Origin of the sequence: Mycolicibacterium sp. MU0053, assembly GCF_963378095.1 — a bacterium.
Taxonomy (GTDB): domain Bacteria; phylum Actinomycetota; class Actinomycetes; order Mycobacteriales; family Mycobacteriaceae; genus Mycobacterium; species Mycobacterium burgundiense.
This window is the reverse complement of record NZ_OY726397.1, coordinates 853,051-868,058: the sequence shown is the minus strand read 5'-3', so window position 1 is coordinate 868,058 and position 15,008 is coordinate 853,051. Positions and strand designations below refer to the sequence as shown.

General features: G+C 67.3%; 16 protein-coding genes. 9 read left to right on the top strand and 7 right to left on the bottom strand.

The genetic code is table 11. The annotated features are described in order from the left end of the window. Positions 1 to 22: 22 nt before the first annotated feature. Positions 23 to 1,672, top strand: a complete 1,650-nt coding sequence (gene pgi / locus RCP80_RS04025) for a glucose-6-phosphate isomerase (RefSeq protein ID WP_308481117.1) — start codon at positions 23 to 25, stop codon at positions 1,670 to 1,672. 55 nt (positions 1,673 to 1,727) lie between these two features. On the opposite strand, the gene RCP80_RS04020 is transcribed toward pgi, so the two are convergent. After that, positions 1,728 to 2,591 carry an Fpg/Nei family DNA glycosylase gene (locus RCP80_RS04020; RefSeq protein WP_308481116.1) on the bottom strand — a complete coding sequence of 288 codons (864 nt, stop codon included), beginning with the start codon at positions 2,589 to 2,591 and terminating at the stop codon, positions 1,728 to 1,730. 116 nt (positions 2,592 to 2,707) lie between these two features. Here RCP80_RS04020 and RCP80_RS04015 point away from each other — a divergent pair, with 116 nt between their 5' ends. Together RCP80_RS04015 and RCP80_RS04010 are read left to right on the top strand one after the other, a co-directional pair. After that, positions 2,708 to 3,610, top strand: coding sequence for an AurF N-oxygenase family protein (locus tag RCP80_RS04015; RefSeq protein ID WP_308481115.1), 903 nt, complete (start codon positions 2,708 to 2,710; stop codon positions 3,608 to 3,610). Next, positions 3,607 to 4,287 carry a DUF4873 domain-containing protein gene (locus RCP80_RS04010; RefSeq protein WP_308481114.1) on the top strand — a complete coding sequence of 227 codons (681 nt, stop codon included), beginning with the start codon at positions 3,607 to 3,609 and terminating at the stop codon, positions 4,285 to 4,287. Before RCP80_RS04015 ends, RCP80_RS04010 begins: the two co-directional genes overlap by 4 nt. Here the strand turns inward: RCP80_RS04010 and RCP80_RS04005 are convergent. Then, positions 4,263 to 4,736 carry a nitroreductase family deazaflavin-dependent oxidoreductase gene (locus tag RCP80_RS04005; protein ID WP_308481113.1) on the bottom strand — a complete coding sequence of 158 codons (474 nt, stop codon included), beginning with the start codon at positions 4,734 to 4,736 and terminating at the stop codon, positions 4,263 to 4,265. The genes RCP80_RS04010 and RCP80_RS04005 overlap by 25 nt on opposite strands. 51 nt (positions 4,737 to 4,787) lie before the next feature. Here RCP80_RS04005 and RCP80_RS04000 point away from each other — a divergent pair, with 51 nt between their 5' ends. Then, the gene (locus RCP80_RS04000) at positions 4,788 to 5,660 is read left to right on the top strand and encodes an LLM class flavin-dependent oxidoreductase (protein ID WP_308481112.1); all 873 of its coding nucleotides are present in this window, start codon (positions 4,788 to 4,790) and stop codon (positions 5,658 to 5,660) included. Here the strand turns inward: RCP80_RS04000 and RCP80_RS03995 are convergent, their stop codons facing one another. Further along, a complete protein-coding gene (locus RCP80_RS03995) occupies positions 5,661 to 6,461 on the bottom strand; it encodes an enoyl-CoA hydratase/isomerase family protein (RefSeq protein WP_308481111.1) in 801 nt (266 codons plus the stop codon). A gap of 40 nt (positions 6,462 to 6,501) precedes the next feature. Here RCP80_RS03995 and RCP80_RS03990 point away from each other — a divergent pair, with 40 nt between their 5' ends. Continuing rightward, positions 6,502 to 8,373 (top strand): propionyl-CoA synthetase, encoded by a 1,872-nt coding sequence (locus RCP80_RS03990; protein WP_308481110.1) that lies wholly within the window; start codon positions 6,502 to 6,504, stop codon positions 8,371 to 8,373. 113 nt (positions 8,374 to 8,486) lie between these two features. On the opposite strand, the gene RCP80_RS03985 is transcribed toward RCP80_RS03990, so the two are convergent. Continuing rightward, positions 8,487 to 8,804: a hypothetical protein gene (locus RCP80_RS03985; protein ID WP_308481109.1), complete on the bottom strand. Its 318-nt coding sequence runs from the start codon at positions 8,802 to 8,804 to the stop codon at positions 8,487 to 8,489. A 180-nt stretch (positions 8,805 to 8,984) separates the two neighbouring features. Between RCP80_RS03985 and rnhA the strand changes: the two genes are divergently transcribed. After that, the gene (rnhA, locus tag RCP80_RS03980) at positions 8,985 to 9,443 is read left to right on the top strand and encodes a ribonuclease HI (RefSeq protein ID WP_308482694.1); all 459 of its coding nucleotides are present in this window, start codon (positions 8,985 to 8,987) and stop codon (positions 9,441 to 9,443) included. Here the strand turns inward: rnhA and RCP80_RS03975 are convergent. Beyond that, complete coding sequence (locus tag RCP80_RS03975) at positions 9,430 to 11,688, bottom strand: ATP-dependent DNA ligase (protein WP_308481108.1); 2,259 nt, start codon at positions 11,686 to 11,688, stop codon at positions 9,430 to 9,432. The genes rnhA and RCP80_RS03975 overlap by 14 nt on opposite strands. Positions 11,689 to 11,723: 35 nt before the next feature. On the opposite strand from RCP80_RS03975, the gene RCP80_RS03970 reads away from it, so the two are divergent. Genes RCP80_RS03970 through RCP80_RS03960 form a run of 3 tightly spaced genes read left to right on the top strand, consistent with a single transcriptional unit; the run spans position 11,724 to position 13,494 of the window. Next, positions 11,724 to 11,960 carry a hypothetical protein gene (locus RCP80_RS03970; RefSeq protein ID WP_308481107.1) on the top strand — a complete coding sequence of 79 codons (237 nt, stop codon included), beginning with the start codon at positions 11,724 to 11,726 and terminating at the stop codon, positions 11,958 to 11,960. 38 nt (positions 11,961 to 11,998) lie between these two features. Continuing rightward, positions 11,999 to 12,928, top strand: coding sequence for a non-homologous end joining protein Ku (ku, locus tag RCP80_RS03965; protein ID WP_308481106.1), 930 nt, complete (start codon positions 11,999 to 12,001; stop codon positions 12,926 to 12,928). Next, positions 12,925 to 13,494: a TetR/AcrR family transcriptional regulator gene (locus RCP80_RS03960; protein WP_308481105.1), complete on the top strand. Its 570-nt coding sequence runs from the start codon at positions 12,925 to 12,927 to the stop codon at positions 13,492 to 13,494. The genes ku and RCP80_RS03960 overlap by 4 nt, the downstream gene beginning before the upstream one ends. Here RCP80_RS03960 and RCP80_RS03955 read toward each other — a convergent pair. Together RCP80_RS03955 and RCP80_RS03950 are read right to left on the bottom strand one after the other, a co-directional pair. Beyond that, complete coding sequence (locus RCP80_RS03955) at positions 13,491 to 14,507, bottom strand: NAD(P)/FAD-dependent oxidoreductase (RefSeq protein WP_308481104.1); 1,017 nt, start codon at positions 14,505 to 14,507, stop codon at positions 13,491 to 13,493. The genes RCP80_RS03960 and RCP80_RS03955 overlap by 4 nt on opposite strands. Beyond that, positions 14,494 to 15,006: an isoprenylcysteine carboxyl methyltransferase family protein gene (locus RCP80_RS03950; RefSeq protein WP_308481103.1), complete on the bottom strand. Its 513-nt coding sequence runs from the start codon at positions 15,004 to 15,006 to the stop codon at positions 14,494 to 14,496. The genes RCP80_RS03955 and RCP80_RS03950 overlap by 14 nt, the downstream gene beginning before the upstream one ends. Positions 15,007 to 15,008: the final 2 nt, after the last annotated feature.

Here is a 15,008-nt window from a genome sequence, read left to right as displayed (position 1 = left end):
ATCATTCACTAGGGTCAGGGTCATGGTTGCCGAGGTCACACAAATGTCCGCCTGGGCCGCGTTGGTCCAGCACCACAAGCAGATCGGTGCCACCCACCTGCGGGAGTTCTTCGACGCCGAGCCCGACCGGGGCCGCGAATACGCCCTGACGGTCGGCGACCTGTACATCGACTACAGCAAGCACCGGCTCAACCGCGAAACCCTGACGTTGCTCACCGATCTGGCCCGGGCCGTCGACCTGGAGGCTCGTCGCGATGCGATGTTCGCCGGCGAGCACATCAATACCTCCGAGGACCGCGCCGTGCTGCACACCGCGCTGCGGCTGCCCCGCGACGCGGAGTTGGCGGTGGACGGCCAGGATGTGGTCGCCGACGTGCACGCGGTGCTGGAGCGGATGGGCGAGTTCACCGACCGGCTGCGGTCCGGGCAGTGGCGCGGTGCCACCGGCGAGCGCATCACGACGGTGGTGAACATCGGCATCGGCGGCTCGGATCTGGGCCCGGTCATGGTGTACGACGCGCTGCGCCACTACGCCGACGCCGGTATCTCCGCCCGGTTCGTCTCCAACGTCGACCCGGCCGACCTGGTCGCCGCCCTGGATGGACTCGACCCTGCGGCAACGCTTTTCATCGTCGCCTCCAAGACGTTCTCGACGCTGGAGACCCTGACCAATGCGACGGCGGCGCGGCGTTGGCTGACGGACGCTTTGGGCGACGCGGCTGTTTCGAAGCACTTCGTGGCGGTGTCGACCAACGCCGAGCGGGTCGCCGAGTTCGGGGTCGACACCGCCAACATGTTCGGCTTCTGGGACTGGGTCGGCGGACGCTATTCGGTGGACTCGGCGATCGGGCTGTCGGTGATGGCGGTCATCGGTCGCGAACGGTTCGCCGAGTTCCTGTCGGGTTTCCATGTGGTCGACGAGCATTTCCGCACCACCCCGCTGGAGTCCAACGCGCCGGCGCTGCTCGGTCTCATCGGGGTGTGGTACTCGAATTTCTTTGGCGCGCAATCACGTGCGGTGCTGCCCTATTCGAACGACCTGTCCCGGTTCGCGGCCTATCTGCAACAGCTGACCATGGAATCCAATGGCAAGTCGGTGCGTGCCGACGGCACCCCGGTTTCCACCGACACCGGCGAAATCTTCTGGGGTGAGCCGGGCACCAACGGCCAGCACGCGTTCTACCAGTTGCTGCATCAGGGCACCCGGTTGGTGCCCGCGGACTTCATCGGCTTCTCCCAGCCCACCGACGACCTGCCCACCGCCGACGGCGCGGGGTCCATGCACGACCTGCTGATGAGCAACTTCTTCGCCCAGACCCAGGTGCTGGCGTTCGGCAAGACCGCCGCAGAGATTGCCGCCGAGGGCACCCCGCCCGACGTGGTGCCGCACAAGGTGATGCCGGGCAACCGGCCCTCGACCTCGATCCTGGCGAACCGGCTGACGCCGTCGGCGGTGGGCCAGCTGATCGCGCTCTATGAGCACCAGGTGTTCACCGCGGGCGTCATCTGGGGCATCGACTCGTTCGACCAGTGGGGGGTGGAGCTGGGCAAGACCCAGGCCATGGCGCTGCTGTCGGTGCTCACCGACGACGAGTCGCCGCCGGCCCAGTCGGACAGCTCGACCGACGCGCTGGTGCGCCGCTACCGCGAGGCACGCGGCCGGAGTCAGTGATTTCGGCGTGATCCCACACCCTCAGCGTGGAAAATCACGCCGAAATCACGTGGAGCTACTTGAGTAGCTTCGACATTCGCCGGTCCGCCAGCACCTTCCCACCGGTCTGGCAGGCGGCGCAGTATTGGAACGACTTGTCGACGAAGGACACCTCGCGCACGGTGTCGCCGCAGACCGGGCACGGCAGACCGGTGCGGGCGTGCACGCGCAACCCGGATCTCTTCTCCCCCTTCAGCGTCGCGGCCTGTTGGCCCACCGAGCGCTGCACGGCGTCGGTGAGCACCGAGATCATCGCGTCGTGCAGCGCGCCCAACTGCGCGTCGGTCAGCTTGCCGGCCGTCGCGAACGGGGACAGCCTGGCGACGTGCAGGATCTCGTCGCTGTAGGCGTTGCCGATCCCGGCGATCACCTTCTGATCGGTGATGACCGTCTTGAGCCGTCCGGTGTTGCCCCGCAGCACCGCGCCCAGTTCCTCGGGTCCGAGCGACAACGCGTCCGGTCCCAGCTTGGCGATGCCGGGGACCTTGGTCGGATCGTCGACGAGCCACACCGCCAGCCGTTTCTGGGTACCGGCCTCGGTGAGGTCGAATCCCGGTGCCTCGCCCGGTGTTCCGAGGTGGACCCGCAACGCGATGGGCCCCTTGCCGGGTTTGAGCGGCGCGCCGGCCAGGCTGTCCGACCACCGCAGCCAGCCCGCGCGCGACAGGTGCGTGATCAGGTGCAGGTCACCGACGTCCAGACCCAGGTACTTGCCCCAGCGACTGGCACCGGTCACGGTCTGGCCGTGCAGTGCCGTCAGCGGCGGCTCGAAGGTCTTGAGTACCGACAGTGCCGACACATCGATGCGGCCGACCGGCCGTCCCACGGCATTGCCGCGCAGATAGTCGGCGAGAGCTTCCACCTCGGGCAGTTCGGGCATGCGTCCAGTGTGCCCAAACAACGATTTCAAAGTATCCAGTACCGGCGGTATTGACTTTATCGGGAAGCGGTCTAATCTTCAGGATTACGGACGTCACACGAAGGGACTTCCACGCCATGACCACGTCGCTCTCCCCCTCCGGACCCACCCGCGAGGAGTTCGCCGAACGCCTGCTCAAGGGATCGGTCAAGCGGTCCTACGAACCCGTCGTCGACATCGACTGGGACGCCCCGCTGGACCCGGACAAGTTCTTCCTGCCGCCGGAGATGATCACCTTGTACGGCACCCCGGAGTGGGGCGCGCTGACCCGCGCGCAGCAGATCGACCTGTCCCGGCAGGAACTGGTGAACGTCCTCTCGGCGGGCATCTGGTTCGAGAACATTCTCAATCAGGCCCTGTTGCGTGACCTGATGCACCGCAACCCGACCGCCAAGACCACCCATTACGCGTTGACCGAACTCGGTGACGAGACCCGCCACATGATCATGTTCGGTAAGACCATTGCACGCATCGGCGGTACGCCGGTGCGGCCCAAACTGTTTCAGCGGATCATCATCAACTCACTACCGCTGGTCTTCCGCGGTCCGCTGCTGTGGGGCGCGGCCCTGGTCGGCGAGGAGATCTTCGACGCGATGCAGCGCCAGATCATGGAAAGTCCCGAGCTGCAGCCGATCGTGCAGCGCCTCATGCGGATTCATGTCGCCGAGGAAGCCCGCCACATCCAATTCGCCCGCGACGGCCTGCGCAAGACGGTGCCGATCATGCCGTGGTACCGAAAGGCGTTCATCGCCAACGTGCATGGCGCCGGCGGGCTGTTCTACCGGATGCTGTTCACCCTGCCGATCCAATACTCCCGAATCGGTCTGGACGGCAAGCAGATGCGCGCGGTCGCCCGGGCCAATCCGCATTTCCGGACGAAGTGCGTTTCGGCGTTCGCCCCGCTGGCCGAGTTCTTCGACGAGATCGGGTTGATGGGCCGGTTCGCGCGGCGCATGTGGCGGCGGGCCGGCTTCCTGTGACCGCCATAGTTCTGGGCCGGGTCGCAGACCTCGGTTCCGAACTGGGCGACATCACCGCGATCGAGGTGCCGGCGGATCAGGCGCGGCTGCGCGATGCCCGTTTCGACGCGGATACCGATAGTTGGTCGCTCACCACGGCCGATGGCCGCTGCATCAGCGCGCACATCCTGCTGGACACGCGCCCGAGCGGCGACGCGACGATCGCGGTCCATGGCATGCCGAACTACTTCCGCATCCCCGGTCCGGATCGCGCGCGCCAATCCCGGTTCGTCGCCCAGTGCCTCGAGTTGCTCCGCAACTCCGGGTCGACCCGCATCGAGGCCAGATCGCGGATCCGGCTGCGCCGCTGGCCGCAACGCGCGCTCGCGACCCGGTTCTATCTGACCGGTTCGATTCCCACGGACGCCCGGGTGTACGACGGCACCGCCACCCTCACGCTCGCCGACGGCGACATCGCCGTGCGCGCGCGGCTCAGCGGCCATCTCGACGCGATCGACGGCCGCTACCACTGGCGCGGGTCGATCGCCGGCGAACTGCCCGAGGATGTGCTCAAAGGGCAACGTGCCGTGACCGTTTCGACTCCCGGTAGCAGCGCCACCGCGCGACTGACGGAACGGACGCCGTGGGGCGGCTACACCGTCACCGGAGTCGGTCAGCCGCCGTTCGCGTTCGACTGATCGCCGCCGGCCAGGGTCAATTCCACCATCGGCAGCGCGAGGTCCTCACCGAGGGTGTCGCGCATCGCCGGGGCCAGGAACCGCCAGGCGATCGGGTGCCGGCGCTGATAGCCCGACAACGTCGCCGCGGACTCCTCGGCGGTCATGGCGCGCGCCACGGCCGGCACGTCGCGTCGGGTCCCGACGCTGACCTTGACGCGCGGATCGGCCAGCACGTTGCGATACCACTGCGAGGCTGCACCGAACCCGGAGACGACCACGAAGCGTTGCGGCCCCGGCCGATCGACGGTCTCCAACACCACCTGACGCGGCAGGCCGGACTTGCGTCCGCGGTGCTCGAGCATCAGCATGCGCCGCCCGAGCAGGAACCCCAGTCCCGCGCGGTACAGCCCGATGGGCGCTCGCATCAACCAACGCGTCCGCAGCAAGCGGCCGGCCGTGGTGGACATATTTTCCACGATAGCTCGGCCACAATTAGAACGTGTTCTAGTATCGCAGGCATGCGGTTCACCTATGCGGAAGCAATGACCGATTCCAGCTACTACATCCCGTTGGCGCAGGCCGCCGAGGCGGCCGGCTACCACGCGATGACGCTGGCCGACAGCGTTGCCTATCCGTTCGAGTCCGACTCGAAGTATCCATACACCCCCGACGGCAACCGCGAGTTCCTCGACGGCAAGGAGATGATCGAGACGTTCATCCTGGCCTCGGCGCTGTCCGCGGTCACCACCACGTTGAAGTTCAACTTTTTCGTGCTCAAGCTGCCGATCCGGCCACCGGCTCTGGTGGCCAAGCAGGCCGGTTCGCTGGCGGCGATGTTCGGCAACCGGCTCGGGCTCGGCGTCGGCACCAGCCCCTGGCCCGAGGATTACGACCTGATGGGCGTGCCGTACGCCAAGCGCGGCAAGCGGATGGACGAGTGCATCGACATCATCCGGGGGCTCACCACCGGCGACTACTTCGAGTACCACGGCGAGTTCTACGACATCACCAAGACCAAGATGACGCCCGCGCCCAGCAAGCCGATTCCGATCCTGATCGGCGGTCACGCCGATGCGGCCCTGCGCCGCGCCGCGCGCAACGACGGCTGGATGCATGGCGGCGGCGCGCCCGAGGAACTCGATGAACTGTTGGCCAAGCTCGCCCGGTACCGCGAGGAATCCGACCGGGATCCCGCGCAACCCTTTGAAATCCACGTCATCTCGCTCGACGCTTACACCGTCGACGGCATCAAGCGGCTCGAGGACAAGGGCGTCACCGACGTGATCGTCGGGTTCCGGCTGCCCTACATCATGGGCCAGGACACCGAGCCGCTGGCGGACAAGATCCGTAACCTGGAGCGCTTCGCCGAGAACGTGATCAGCAAGGTCTGATCACAGCTCGTTCCACACCGGCGGCCGCTTCTCGCGATGCGCCATGGCCGCCTCCGCCGCGTTGCCGGTGAACGTGCTCAGCACCTGAGTGCGGTTCTCGATCTCCTTGGCGTGCCGCAGGCTCGGCGCATCGAGTGCGGCGTTGAGCCCGGTCTTGGTCTGCCAGACTCCGTAGGCGTTGTTGGCCGCGATTTCGCGGGCCTTGGCCATGGCGACGTCCATGAGGTCCTCCGGCGCGGTCACCTCGTTGGCCAACTGGATGCGGTAGGCCTCGTCGGCGTCGATGATCCGCCCGGTCAGCATCAGTTCCCGCGCGATGCCGGCCCCGACGAGGCGCGGCAGCAGGTAGCTGGTGCCCATGTCCATCGAGGAGAAGCCGGCCTTGATGAACACCGACCCAAAGGCTGCGGTCTGCGCGGCGATACGAATGTCGCAGTGCAGGGCGTAGGCGAGCCCGCCACCGACGGCGACACCGTTGACCGCGGCGATCACCGGGATGGGCAGCTCGTAGAGCCGGGTCATCTGGTCGGCCAGCCGGGCCTGGCCGTCGTAGGTGGTCTTGAGCGGGGTCTTGGCCTTGCTCGCCCAGGGCTGCCTCGTGGCGCTCAGGTCGGCACCCGCGCAGAACCCGCGGCCCGCGCCGGTCAGGATCGCCACCCGATGCTCCCCGGATTCGAGTTCATCCAATGCCGCGTCCAGGCCGTCGAGCAACCCGCCGTCGATGGCGTTGAGTTTGTCGGGACGATTCAGCGTGACCACGGCGATCTGGTCGGCGGAATCGAATACGACTTCGTCAGACATGCCGATGACGATAGGTCAGCCGGGGTTGTACCGTGCCGTCATGGGCGCATACAAAGACGTGTTCGACACCAGCATCGCCGACCCGTCCGGTTTCTGGGGCGAGGCCGCCCGCGCGGTGACATGGACGCGAGCCCCGCAGCGCATCCTCGACGATGCGAACCCGCCGTTCTACCGCTGGTTTCCCGACGCCGAACTCAACACCTGCGCCAACGCGTTGGACCGCCACGTCGACGACGGTCGCGGGGAGCAGGCCGCTCTGATCTACGACTCCCCGGTGACCTCGACCAAGCGCACCTATACCTACTCCGAACTGCTGGCCGAGACCGCCCGCTTCGCCGGCGCGCTGCGCAGTCTGGGTGTCGGCAAGGGCGACCGGGTGGTCATCTACATGCCGATGATCCCGGAAGCCGTGATCGCGATGCTGGCCTGCGCCCGCCTGGGCGCGGTGCATTCGGTGGTGTTCGGCGGATTCGCCCCGCATGAGCTCGCGGTGCGCATCGACGATGTCCGGCCCGCGGCGGTGGTGACGGCCTCGTGCGGGATCGAGCCGTCGCGGGTGGTCGAGTACAAGCCGATGATCGACGAGGCGCTGGCCATGGCCGCGCATCCGCCGGCGCATTGCGTTGTGGTGCAACGCGATCGGCAGCGTTGTTCGATGGTCGAGGGCCGCGACCTGGACTGGCAGCAGCTGATGGCCGACGCCGAACCGGCCGAGGCGGTGCCGGTGGCCGCCACCGACCCGCTCTACGTGCTGTACACCTCGGGGACCACCGGCAAGCCCAAGGGGATTGTCCGCGACAACGGCGGCCATGCGGTGGCGCTGCTGTGGAGCATGCGCAACATCTACGACATTGCCCCCGGCGATGTGTTCTGGGCCGCCTCCGATGTGGGCTGGGTCGTCGGGCATTCCTACATCGTCTATGCCCCTTTGCTTTTGGGTGCGACGACGGTGCTCTACGAGGGCAAGCCCGTCGGGACCCCCGACCCGGGCGCCTTCTGGCGGGTGATCAGCGAGTACAACGTCAAGGCATTGTTCACCGCGCCGACCGCGATCCGGGTGATCCGTAAGGAGGACCCCCACGCCGAGCACCTGGCGCGCTACGACCTGTCCGGACTGAAATATCTGTTCGTCGCCGGCGAACGCCTGGACCCCGACACCTACCACTGGGCGGCGAAGAATCTCGGTATCCCGGTGGTCGACCACTGGTGGCAGACCGAGACCGGGTGGGCCATCGCCGCCAACCCCATGGGCCTGGAACAGTTTCCGATCAAGGCCGGCTCCCCCACGATGCCGATGCCGGGCTACGACATCCACATCCTGGCCGACGACGGCAGCGAGTGTGCACCTGGAACCGATGGCGCCATCTGCATTGCGCTGCCATTGCCGCCCGGAACGCTGCCGACGCTGTGGAACGCCGACGACCGCTACGAGGTCTCCTACCTGTCCGAGCATCCCGGCTACTACCTGACCGGCGACGGGGGCCGATTCGACGAGGACGGCTACCTGTTCGTGATGGGCCGCATCGACGACGTGATCAACGTGGCCGGGCACCGGCTGTCGACGGGGGCCATCGAGGAGGTGCTCGCGACGCATCCCGCCGTGGCCGAGTGCGCGGTGATCGGGGTTTCTGACGACATCAAGGGCCAGGCGCCGCGCGGTCTGGTGGTGCTCAAGGCGGGCGCGGCGGCCGAGGGGCTGCCGGCGGAACTGGTTGCGTTGGTGCGCAAGGAGATCGGCGCGGTGGCGGCGTTCCGGCTCGTCGACGTGGTGCCGGGCCTGCCGAAGACCCGCTCCGGCAAGATCCTGCGCAAGACGCTGCGGGGCATCGCGGCCGGCCGCGATGAGCCGGTGCCGTCGACCATCGAGGACGCCTCGGTGCTCGATGCGCTGAGGGGCGTGCTCGGGCAGTAACCGGGAGCCCCTCTGGGCTGTCGGCACTACTGCGGCTGTCGGGGACCTGTTCCGGGCGTCTCACCTCACAGCGACAGCTAGCGACAATTACTGGACCGAACCGGGCGGCCCGTTCAGGCGGCCCAACCCTCCTCGCGCCGCGACCGCGCCCGCTCGCGCAGATCGGCCACCCGGCGCCAGATCCGGTACTCCGTCGACTTGGGGATGATGCCCAGGCCGTACCGACCGTGTCCGTATCGCGATACGCGCCCGTGCCCGATCTCCCAGCGCAGCGCGTCGGACACCGTCTTCGAGGGACGACCGGCCACCGTGAACCCTTGGCGATCGATTTCGTGGACCAGTTCGTGGACCGTCATCTCACCGCCGTTGGCCAGCATCACGGTGAGCACATAGCGCAACTCGATGCCACGCAACAGAATTCCCGTCTCCATGCGTGCACCCTGCCACCCCAGTACGACAAACCCTGTTTGTCGCTAACTGTCGCTGTGAGGTGAGACAACACAAACACCTACCCCGCGCAGTCCCGCCCCGCGCCGCAACACCCCCGACCTCGGCGCGTCGCCGAGCCGACGCCGCTGCGCCCCGCCTATCCTCGGCGGGTGAGCGAGTCCATCGACGTCCCAGTTGTCATCCACACCGACGGCGGCTGTCGACCCAATCCGGGCCCCGGCGGCTGGGGTGCGGTGCTGCGTCAGCGCCACCACATCCGCGAGATTTTCGGCGGCGAGCCCGCCATCACCAGCAACAACCGCATGGAACTGACCGCGCCGATCATGGCACTGGAGGCGCTCAGCAGGCCCGTGGCCGTCCACCTGTACACCGACAGCACCTACGTCCGCAACGGCATCACCAAGTGGGTGCTCGGGTGGGAACGCAATGGCTGGCTGACCGCCGCCAAGCAGCCGGTGAAGAACGTCGACCTGTGGCAGCGGCTCCAGCAGGCCTGCGCGCGGCACCAGGTCGAGTGGTTCTGGGTGAAGGGTCACTCGGGTGTCGCCGACAACGAATTGGCCGATGAGTTGGCGACCCGGGGTCTGCAGGAAGCGATCGCCACGACTACTCCCGTCTGACTTCCTCCGGCGACTTGTCCGGCCGCAGTCCCCGCCAGCTGGGGTGGCGCAACCGGCCGTCGGAGGTCCACTGCCCGAAGCGCACTTCGCCGACGTGCACGGGCTCGACGAACGTCACCCCGCGCGCATCGGGACCGGAAAGCCGTGTATTGAACGGGGATTCATCGGTACGCAGCGGTGTCAGCAGCTTCTTGAGCTTCGCCAGTTCCTTGTCGGTGAACCCGGTCCCGACCCGGCCCACGAAGTCCAGCCCGTCCTGGCCGGGTATTCCCATCAGCAGCGCGCCGATACCTGCGGACCGCCCGCCCTCGCCCTGTCGCCAGCCGCCGATCACAATCTCTTGGGTGAACCAGTTCTTGTCCTTGAGCCACGCTGCCGAACGGTGCCCGGGCTGATAGGTCGAATCCCACTTCTTGGCGACCACCCCCTCCCAGCCGCGCTCGGCCGAATAGCTCAACGCCTCGGCGCCATCACCGGGAATCTGCTCGGACACAATCAGATTCGTTCCCTCAGCCAGCGTCTCGAGCAGCTTGCGTCGATCGCGGTACTTGACGTTCAACAGCGAACGCCCGTCCAGGTAGAGCAGGTCGAACGCCCAGAATTCGACCCGGGTGGCGCGCGCTCGGTTCTGCATCTCGCCGAAGCTGGGCACCCCGTGCTCATCGAGAGCCACGGCCTCGCCGTCGAGCAGCACGTGGTGATCGCCCAGGTCCGCACCGACCGACTTCAGCTGGGGGTACTCCTTGGTGACGTCGCGGCCGCTGCGGGAGCGCAGACTGACGGTGCCGTGGTCGGAATCGGACAGCAGGCGGTAGCCGTCCCATTTGCCCTCGAAGGCCCATTGGGTCCCGTTGAGTTTGGCCACCGATCCGTGGGTGGCCAGCATCGGCGCCAAGTCCGACGGCAGCGGCTGCGGCTGATCCTTGGTGCGGTGCGCCAGCCAGTTCTTGCCGTCGGTCTGGATCAACGCGTACCGACCCGAGACCTTGTCGCCGCGCAGGGTGACGATCACCTCGCCCTTCTGGCCCTGCTCGGGCGGGTCACGGAACTTCTCCGCCTCATAGGTGCCCGAATCCCAGATGATCACCTTGCCGCCACCGTATTCGCCCTTGGGGATGGTGCCCTCGAACGTCGCATACTCCAGCGGGTGATCCTCGGTGTGCACCGCGAGGTGGTTCACCGACGGGCTGTCGGGAAGGTTCTTCGGTATCGCCCACGACACCAATACCCCGTCGCGCTCCAGCCGGAAGTCGTAGTGCAACCGGCGGGCGTGGTGCTCCTGGATGACGAACGTATTGTTGTTGCCGACAGCGGGTTTCGCCGACGGCACCGGCTCCGGAGTCTTCCCCACGTCCCGCATGGAGCGGTAGGTGGTCAACCGGTCCGACACCGGCGTCTGTTCGTCGAGCCCGTCGAGCAGATCCCCGTCGCGCGCCACCCGCTCCAGCACCTCGTCGAACCGCAACTGCCGCAGATCCGGGTCCTCGATCTCGTCCCAGGTGCGCGGCGCGGCCACCGTCGGCTGGGCCCGTCCCCGCATCGAATACGGGGCGATGGTGGTCTTGGCCGCCGAGTTCTGGCTCCAGTCGACGAAGACCTTTCCGGCCCGCAGGCTCTTGGTCATCGTGGCGGTCACCTGTTTGGGCATCGCCTGTTCGAGTTGCTGCGCAACACGTTTGGCCAACACCGATGCACCGCGGGAGCTGACCGGTTCGGCCAGCGGCACATACAGGTGCACACCCTTGCTGCCGCTGGTCACCGGGAAGGTCCGCAGCCCGATGTCGTCCATCAACGCGCGCACCTCCCGCGCCACGGCACAAATCTGCGCCATGTCCACGTCTTCGCCCGGGTCGAGGTCGAACACGATCCGCGTGGCCGGACCGGGTTTGTCGTCGACGAACCGCCACTGCGGCACGTGCACTTCCAGCGACGCCTGCTGCGCGATCCACGCCAGACCGTCGACGCTGTCGATGATCGGATACGTGGTGGTACCCGAGCGATGCGTGACGCTGCCGCGACTCAGCCAGTCCGGCGCCGAGGACGCGAGTTGCTTCTCGAAGAAGTCGCCCTGTTCGACCCCGTTGGGCCAACGCTTGCGCGTGACGGGGCGGCCGGCGATGTGCGGCAGCATCACCTCGGCGATGGCCACGTAGTAATCGAAGACCTCGGCCTTGGTGGTGCCGGTGTCCGGATACAGCACCTTGTCGGCGTTGGTCAGCTTGACCTGCGACTCCAGTGATCCCATCGCCGTCAAAGGTATACCTTGCTAGCGTTGCAGGTATGGCATGCGCCCGACGGATCCTGGCCGCGCTCGGAATGGCCGCGGCGATTCTGGGCGCCCCCGCCGCGACGGCGGATCCGGACAATCTGCTGCCGTGGTGCTCGGGTGATCAGACACCGATGGACAATTACTGCAAGGTCGCGCCGTCGCAGGTGTTCACCCATGACGACGGGCCCGGCGCCAACCCCGAGACACCGCTGGGCCTGGATCCGGGCGAGCCCCCGGTGATCGGTTAACCGCCCGAGCAGTAGACCCGTTAGTCCATACTGGATTCATGCGGTCCATTTGGAAGGGTTCCATCGCCTTCGGCCTGGTGAACGTCCCGGTCAAGGTGTACAGCGCAACCCAAGACCATGACCTCAAGTTCCACCAGGTCCATGCCAAGGACAACGGCCGCATCCGCTACAAGCGGGTGTGCGAGGAGTGCGGCGAGGTGGTCGAATACCGCGACATCGCACGCGCATTCGAATCCGACGACGGCCGCAGCGTCGTGATCACCGACGAGGACATCGCGACCCTGCCGGAGGAACGCAGCCGCGAGATCGACGTGCTGCAGTTCGTCCCGGCCAGCGACATTGACCCGATCATGTACGACCGCAGCTACTTCCTCGAGCCGGACACCAAGTCGACGAAGTCCTACGTGCTGCTGGCCAAGACCCTCGCCGAGACCGATCGGATCGCGATCGTGCATTTCGCGCTGCGCAACAAGACCCGACTGGCGGCCCTTCGGGTGATGGACATCAACAAGCGTGAGGTGATGACCATCCACACCCTGCTGTGGCCCGACGAGATCCGCGATCCAGACTTTCCGGTGCTCGATTCCAAGGTGGAGATCAAACCGGCCGAGCTCAAAATGGCCGGGCAGGTGGTCGATTCGATGGCCGATGACTTCAACCCCGATCAGTTCCGGGACGACTATCAGGAACAACTTCGGGAACTGGTCGAGGCCAAGCTCGAAGGCGGTGAGGCGTTCACCGTCGAGGAGCAGCCCACCGCGCTCGATGAGACCGAGGACGTCTCCGATCTGTTGGCCAAGCTCGAGGCCAGTGTCAAGAAACGACGCGGCGGATCCTCCGACTCCGACTCCGATGACGAGCCCAAGAAAGCGCCCGCCAAGAAGGCCGCGAAGAAGACGGCCGCCAAAAAGGCGCCGGCAAAGAAGGCGGCCAAGAAGGCGCCGGCGAAAAAGGCGACCAAGAAATGAGTGCGGTCAGACCCGGGCCGCGGGAGCGGCTGATCAGCACCGCCATCTCGATGGTGCAGGAACGCGGCGTGCACGCGACCGGCCTGTCGGATCTGCTCAAGCGCAGTTCGACCGCCCGCAATTCGATCTACCAGCATTTTCCCGGCGGGAAGCAGGACCTGATGGTCGCGGCGATCGAGGCGGCGGGCTCCGTCGTCGCCGGCCGCATCGACCGACTGGCCGGCAACAACGACCCGGCCGGAATCGTGCGGAGCCTGATCGCGGACTGGGTCGCCGTGTTGGAGGCCAGCGAGTTCGCCACCGGCTGCCCGATCGCGGCCGGCGCCTTGGCGGGTCCCGACGAACCGGCGATCACCGCCGCGGCTGCGGACGCCTTCGCGGGGCTGCGGGCCCGCGTCGGGGCGGCGCTGGTCGCCGCCGGCGCCACCGCGAGTGCAGCGGAAACCACCTCATCGGTGGTCGTCAGCGCGGTCGAGGGCGCCCTGCTGCAGGCCCGCGCCGCCAAATCCGTGCAGCCGCTGCGCGATGTCGAGGACGTGCTGGTCAAGCTGGTCGACGGGGCTTAACCCGCCAGGGTGTGGACCGCCCCGCGGAACACAACCGGCAACGCCGCAGCCGCCGGCACGATGCACCGGCGGCCCAGCGCCGGCGTGGTGCCCAGCACCAGGGCGCGGGTGAGCCAGCGGTACCGCCGGGTGATCAGGTGCCAATCCCGTTCGTAATCCTGCGGCCGGTCCGCGGCGATCGCGGTCACCGCCGCCCCGGCCTGTTTGACGGCCAGGCTCAACCCCTCGCCGGTCAGCGCGTCCTCGTAACCGGCGGCATCCCCCACCAGCAGCACCCGCCCCGCGACCCGGCGGGACACCACCTGGCGCAGCGGGCCGCACCCTCGTTCGGAGCCGCCCCCGGCACCGGCGAGCCTGCGCTCGAGCGAGGGAAACCAGCTCAGCGAGTGGCGGTGCCGACTGAGGATCGCCACGCCCACCAGGTTCGGTTCCACCGGTGTCACGTACGCCTCGCCGAACGGCGACCAGTACACCTCGACGAACTCCGACCAGGTCGGCACCCGGTAGTGCCGACGCAGACCCACCCGACGAGGCGCGCCCACCGTGGTCTCGATGCCGACCGCTCGCCGCACGCTGGAATGCAGACCGTCGGCGGCCACCAGATAGCGCACCCGGAGGCCGGCCGCGGTCACCCCGGCGGAGTCCTGGGCCAGGCTCGTCACCTTGGCCGGAACCCATTGGGTATCTACCTCCTTGGCGCGGCTCATCAGGGCCGCATGCAGGGTGGTGCGTCGGACCCCGCGGCCGCTGCCGGTGCGGAATCGGGCCTCCACCCGGCGGCGGTCGTCCAGATAGGCGATGCCGTGAAACGGCATACCCACCGGATCCACGCCCAACCGGGCGAGCGCCGAGAGCCCGCCGGGCATCAACCCCTCGCCGCAGGCCTTGTCGATCGGCGCCGTCCGCGGCTCGGCGACAATGACCGAAAGACCCTGTGCACGCGCATGTAACGCGGTCGCGAGACCACCCGGACCGCCACCGACGATCAGGATGTCCGCGTCATAGTCGGGCATCGGTGTAACCGAGGGCGGCATTCTCCACCCGGATCCGGACCGTCAGCAGCAGTGCGTTGGCCACCGTGAAGACGACCGCGGTGATCCAGGCGGAGTGCACCAGCGGCAACGCGATACCTTCGGCCACCACCGCCACGTAGTTGGGATGGTGCAGCCACCGGTACGGCCCGATGCGCACCAGCGGGGCCTCGGGCAACACGATCACCAGGGTGTTCCAGCGTTTACCCAGCGTCGCGATGCACCACCACCGCAGCGCCTGAGCCGCCACCACCACGGCCAGCATGGTCCAGCCCAGCCACGGCAGGAATGGCCGGTCCAACAGCCAGACCTCCAGCACGCAGCCGAGTAGCAGTGCGAGGTGGATGGCCACCATCGCCGGATAGTGCCCGCGTCCGAATTCCTTGCCGCCGTGGGCGAATGCCCACCGCGCATTTCGTTTGGAGACGACCAGTTCGACGATGCGTTCCAGCCCCACCGCGGCGATCAGCAAGTAGTACACGA

What these genes read in the sequence shown, in the direction of transcription:
- pgi (WP_308481117.1), top strand. Translation starts at nt 23, where the DNA reads ATGGTTGCCGAGGTCACACAAATGTCCGCCTGGGCCGCGTTGGTCCAG.
- RCP80_RS04020 (WP_308481116.1), bottom strand. Translation starts at nt 2,591, where the DNA reads ATGCCCGAACTGCCCGAGGTGGAAGCTCTCGCCGACTATCTGCGCGGC.
- RCP80_RS04015 (WP_308481115.1), top strand. Translation starts at nt 2,708, where the DNA reads ATGACCACGTCGCTCTCCCCCTCCGGACCCACCCGCGAGGAGTTCGCC.
- RCP80_RS04005 (WP_308481113.1), bottom strand. Translation starts at nt 4,736, where the DNA reads ATGTCCACCACGGCCGGCCGCTTGCTGCGGACGCGTTGGTTGATGCGA.
- RCP80_RS04000 (WP_308481112.1), top strand. Translation starts at nt 4,788, where the DNA reads ATGCGGTTCACCTATGCGGAAGCAATGACCGATTCCAGCTACTACATC.
- RCP80_RS03995 (WP_308481111.1), bottom strand. Translation starts at nt 6,461, where the DNA reads ATGTCTGACGAAGTCGTATTCGATTCCGCCGACCAGATCGCCGTGGTC.
- RCP80_RS03990 (WP_308481110.1), top strand. Translation starts at nt 6,502, where the DNA reads ATGGGCGCATACAAAGACGTGTTCGACACCAGCATCGCCGACCCGTCC.
- RCP80_RS03985 (WP_308481109.1), bottom strand. Translation starts at nt 8,804, where the DNA reads ATGGAGACGGGAATTCTGTTGCGTGGCATCGAGTTGCGCTATGTGCTC.
- RCP80_RS03975 (WP_308481108.1), bottom strand. Translation starts at nt 11,688, where the DNA reads ATGGGATCACTGGAGTCGCAGGTCAAGCTGACCAACGCCGACAAGGTG.
- RCP80_RS03970 (WP_308481107.1), top strand. Translation starts at nt 11,724, where the DNA reads ATGGCATGCGCCCGACGGATCCTGGCCGCGCTCGGAATGGCCGCGGCG.
- ku (WP_308481106.1), top strand. Translation starts at nt 11,999, where the DNA reads ATGCGGTCCATTTGGAAGGGTTCCATCGCCTTCGGCCTGGTGAACGTC.
- RCP80_RS03960 (WP_308481105.1), top strand. Translation starts at nt 12,925, where the DNA reads ATGAGTGCGGTCAGACCCGGGCCGCGGGAGCGGCTGATCAGCACCGCC.
- RCP80_RS03955 (WP_308481104.1), bottom strand. Translation starts at nt 14,507, where the DNA reads ATGCCCGACTATGACGCGGACATCCTGATCGTCGGTGGCGGTCCGGGT.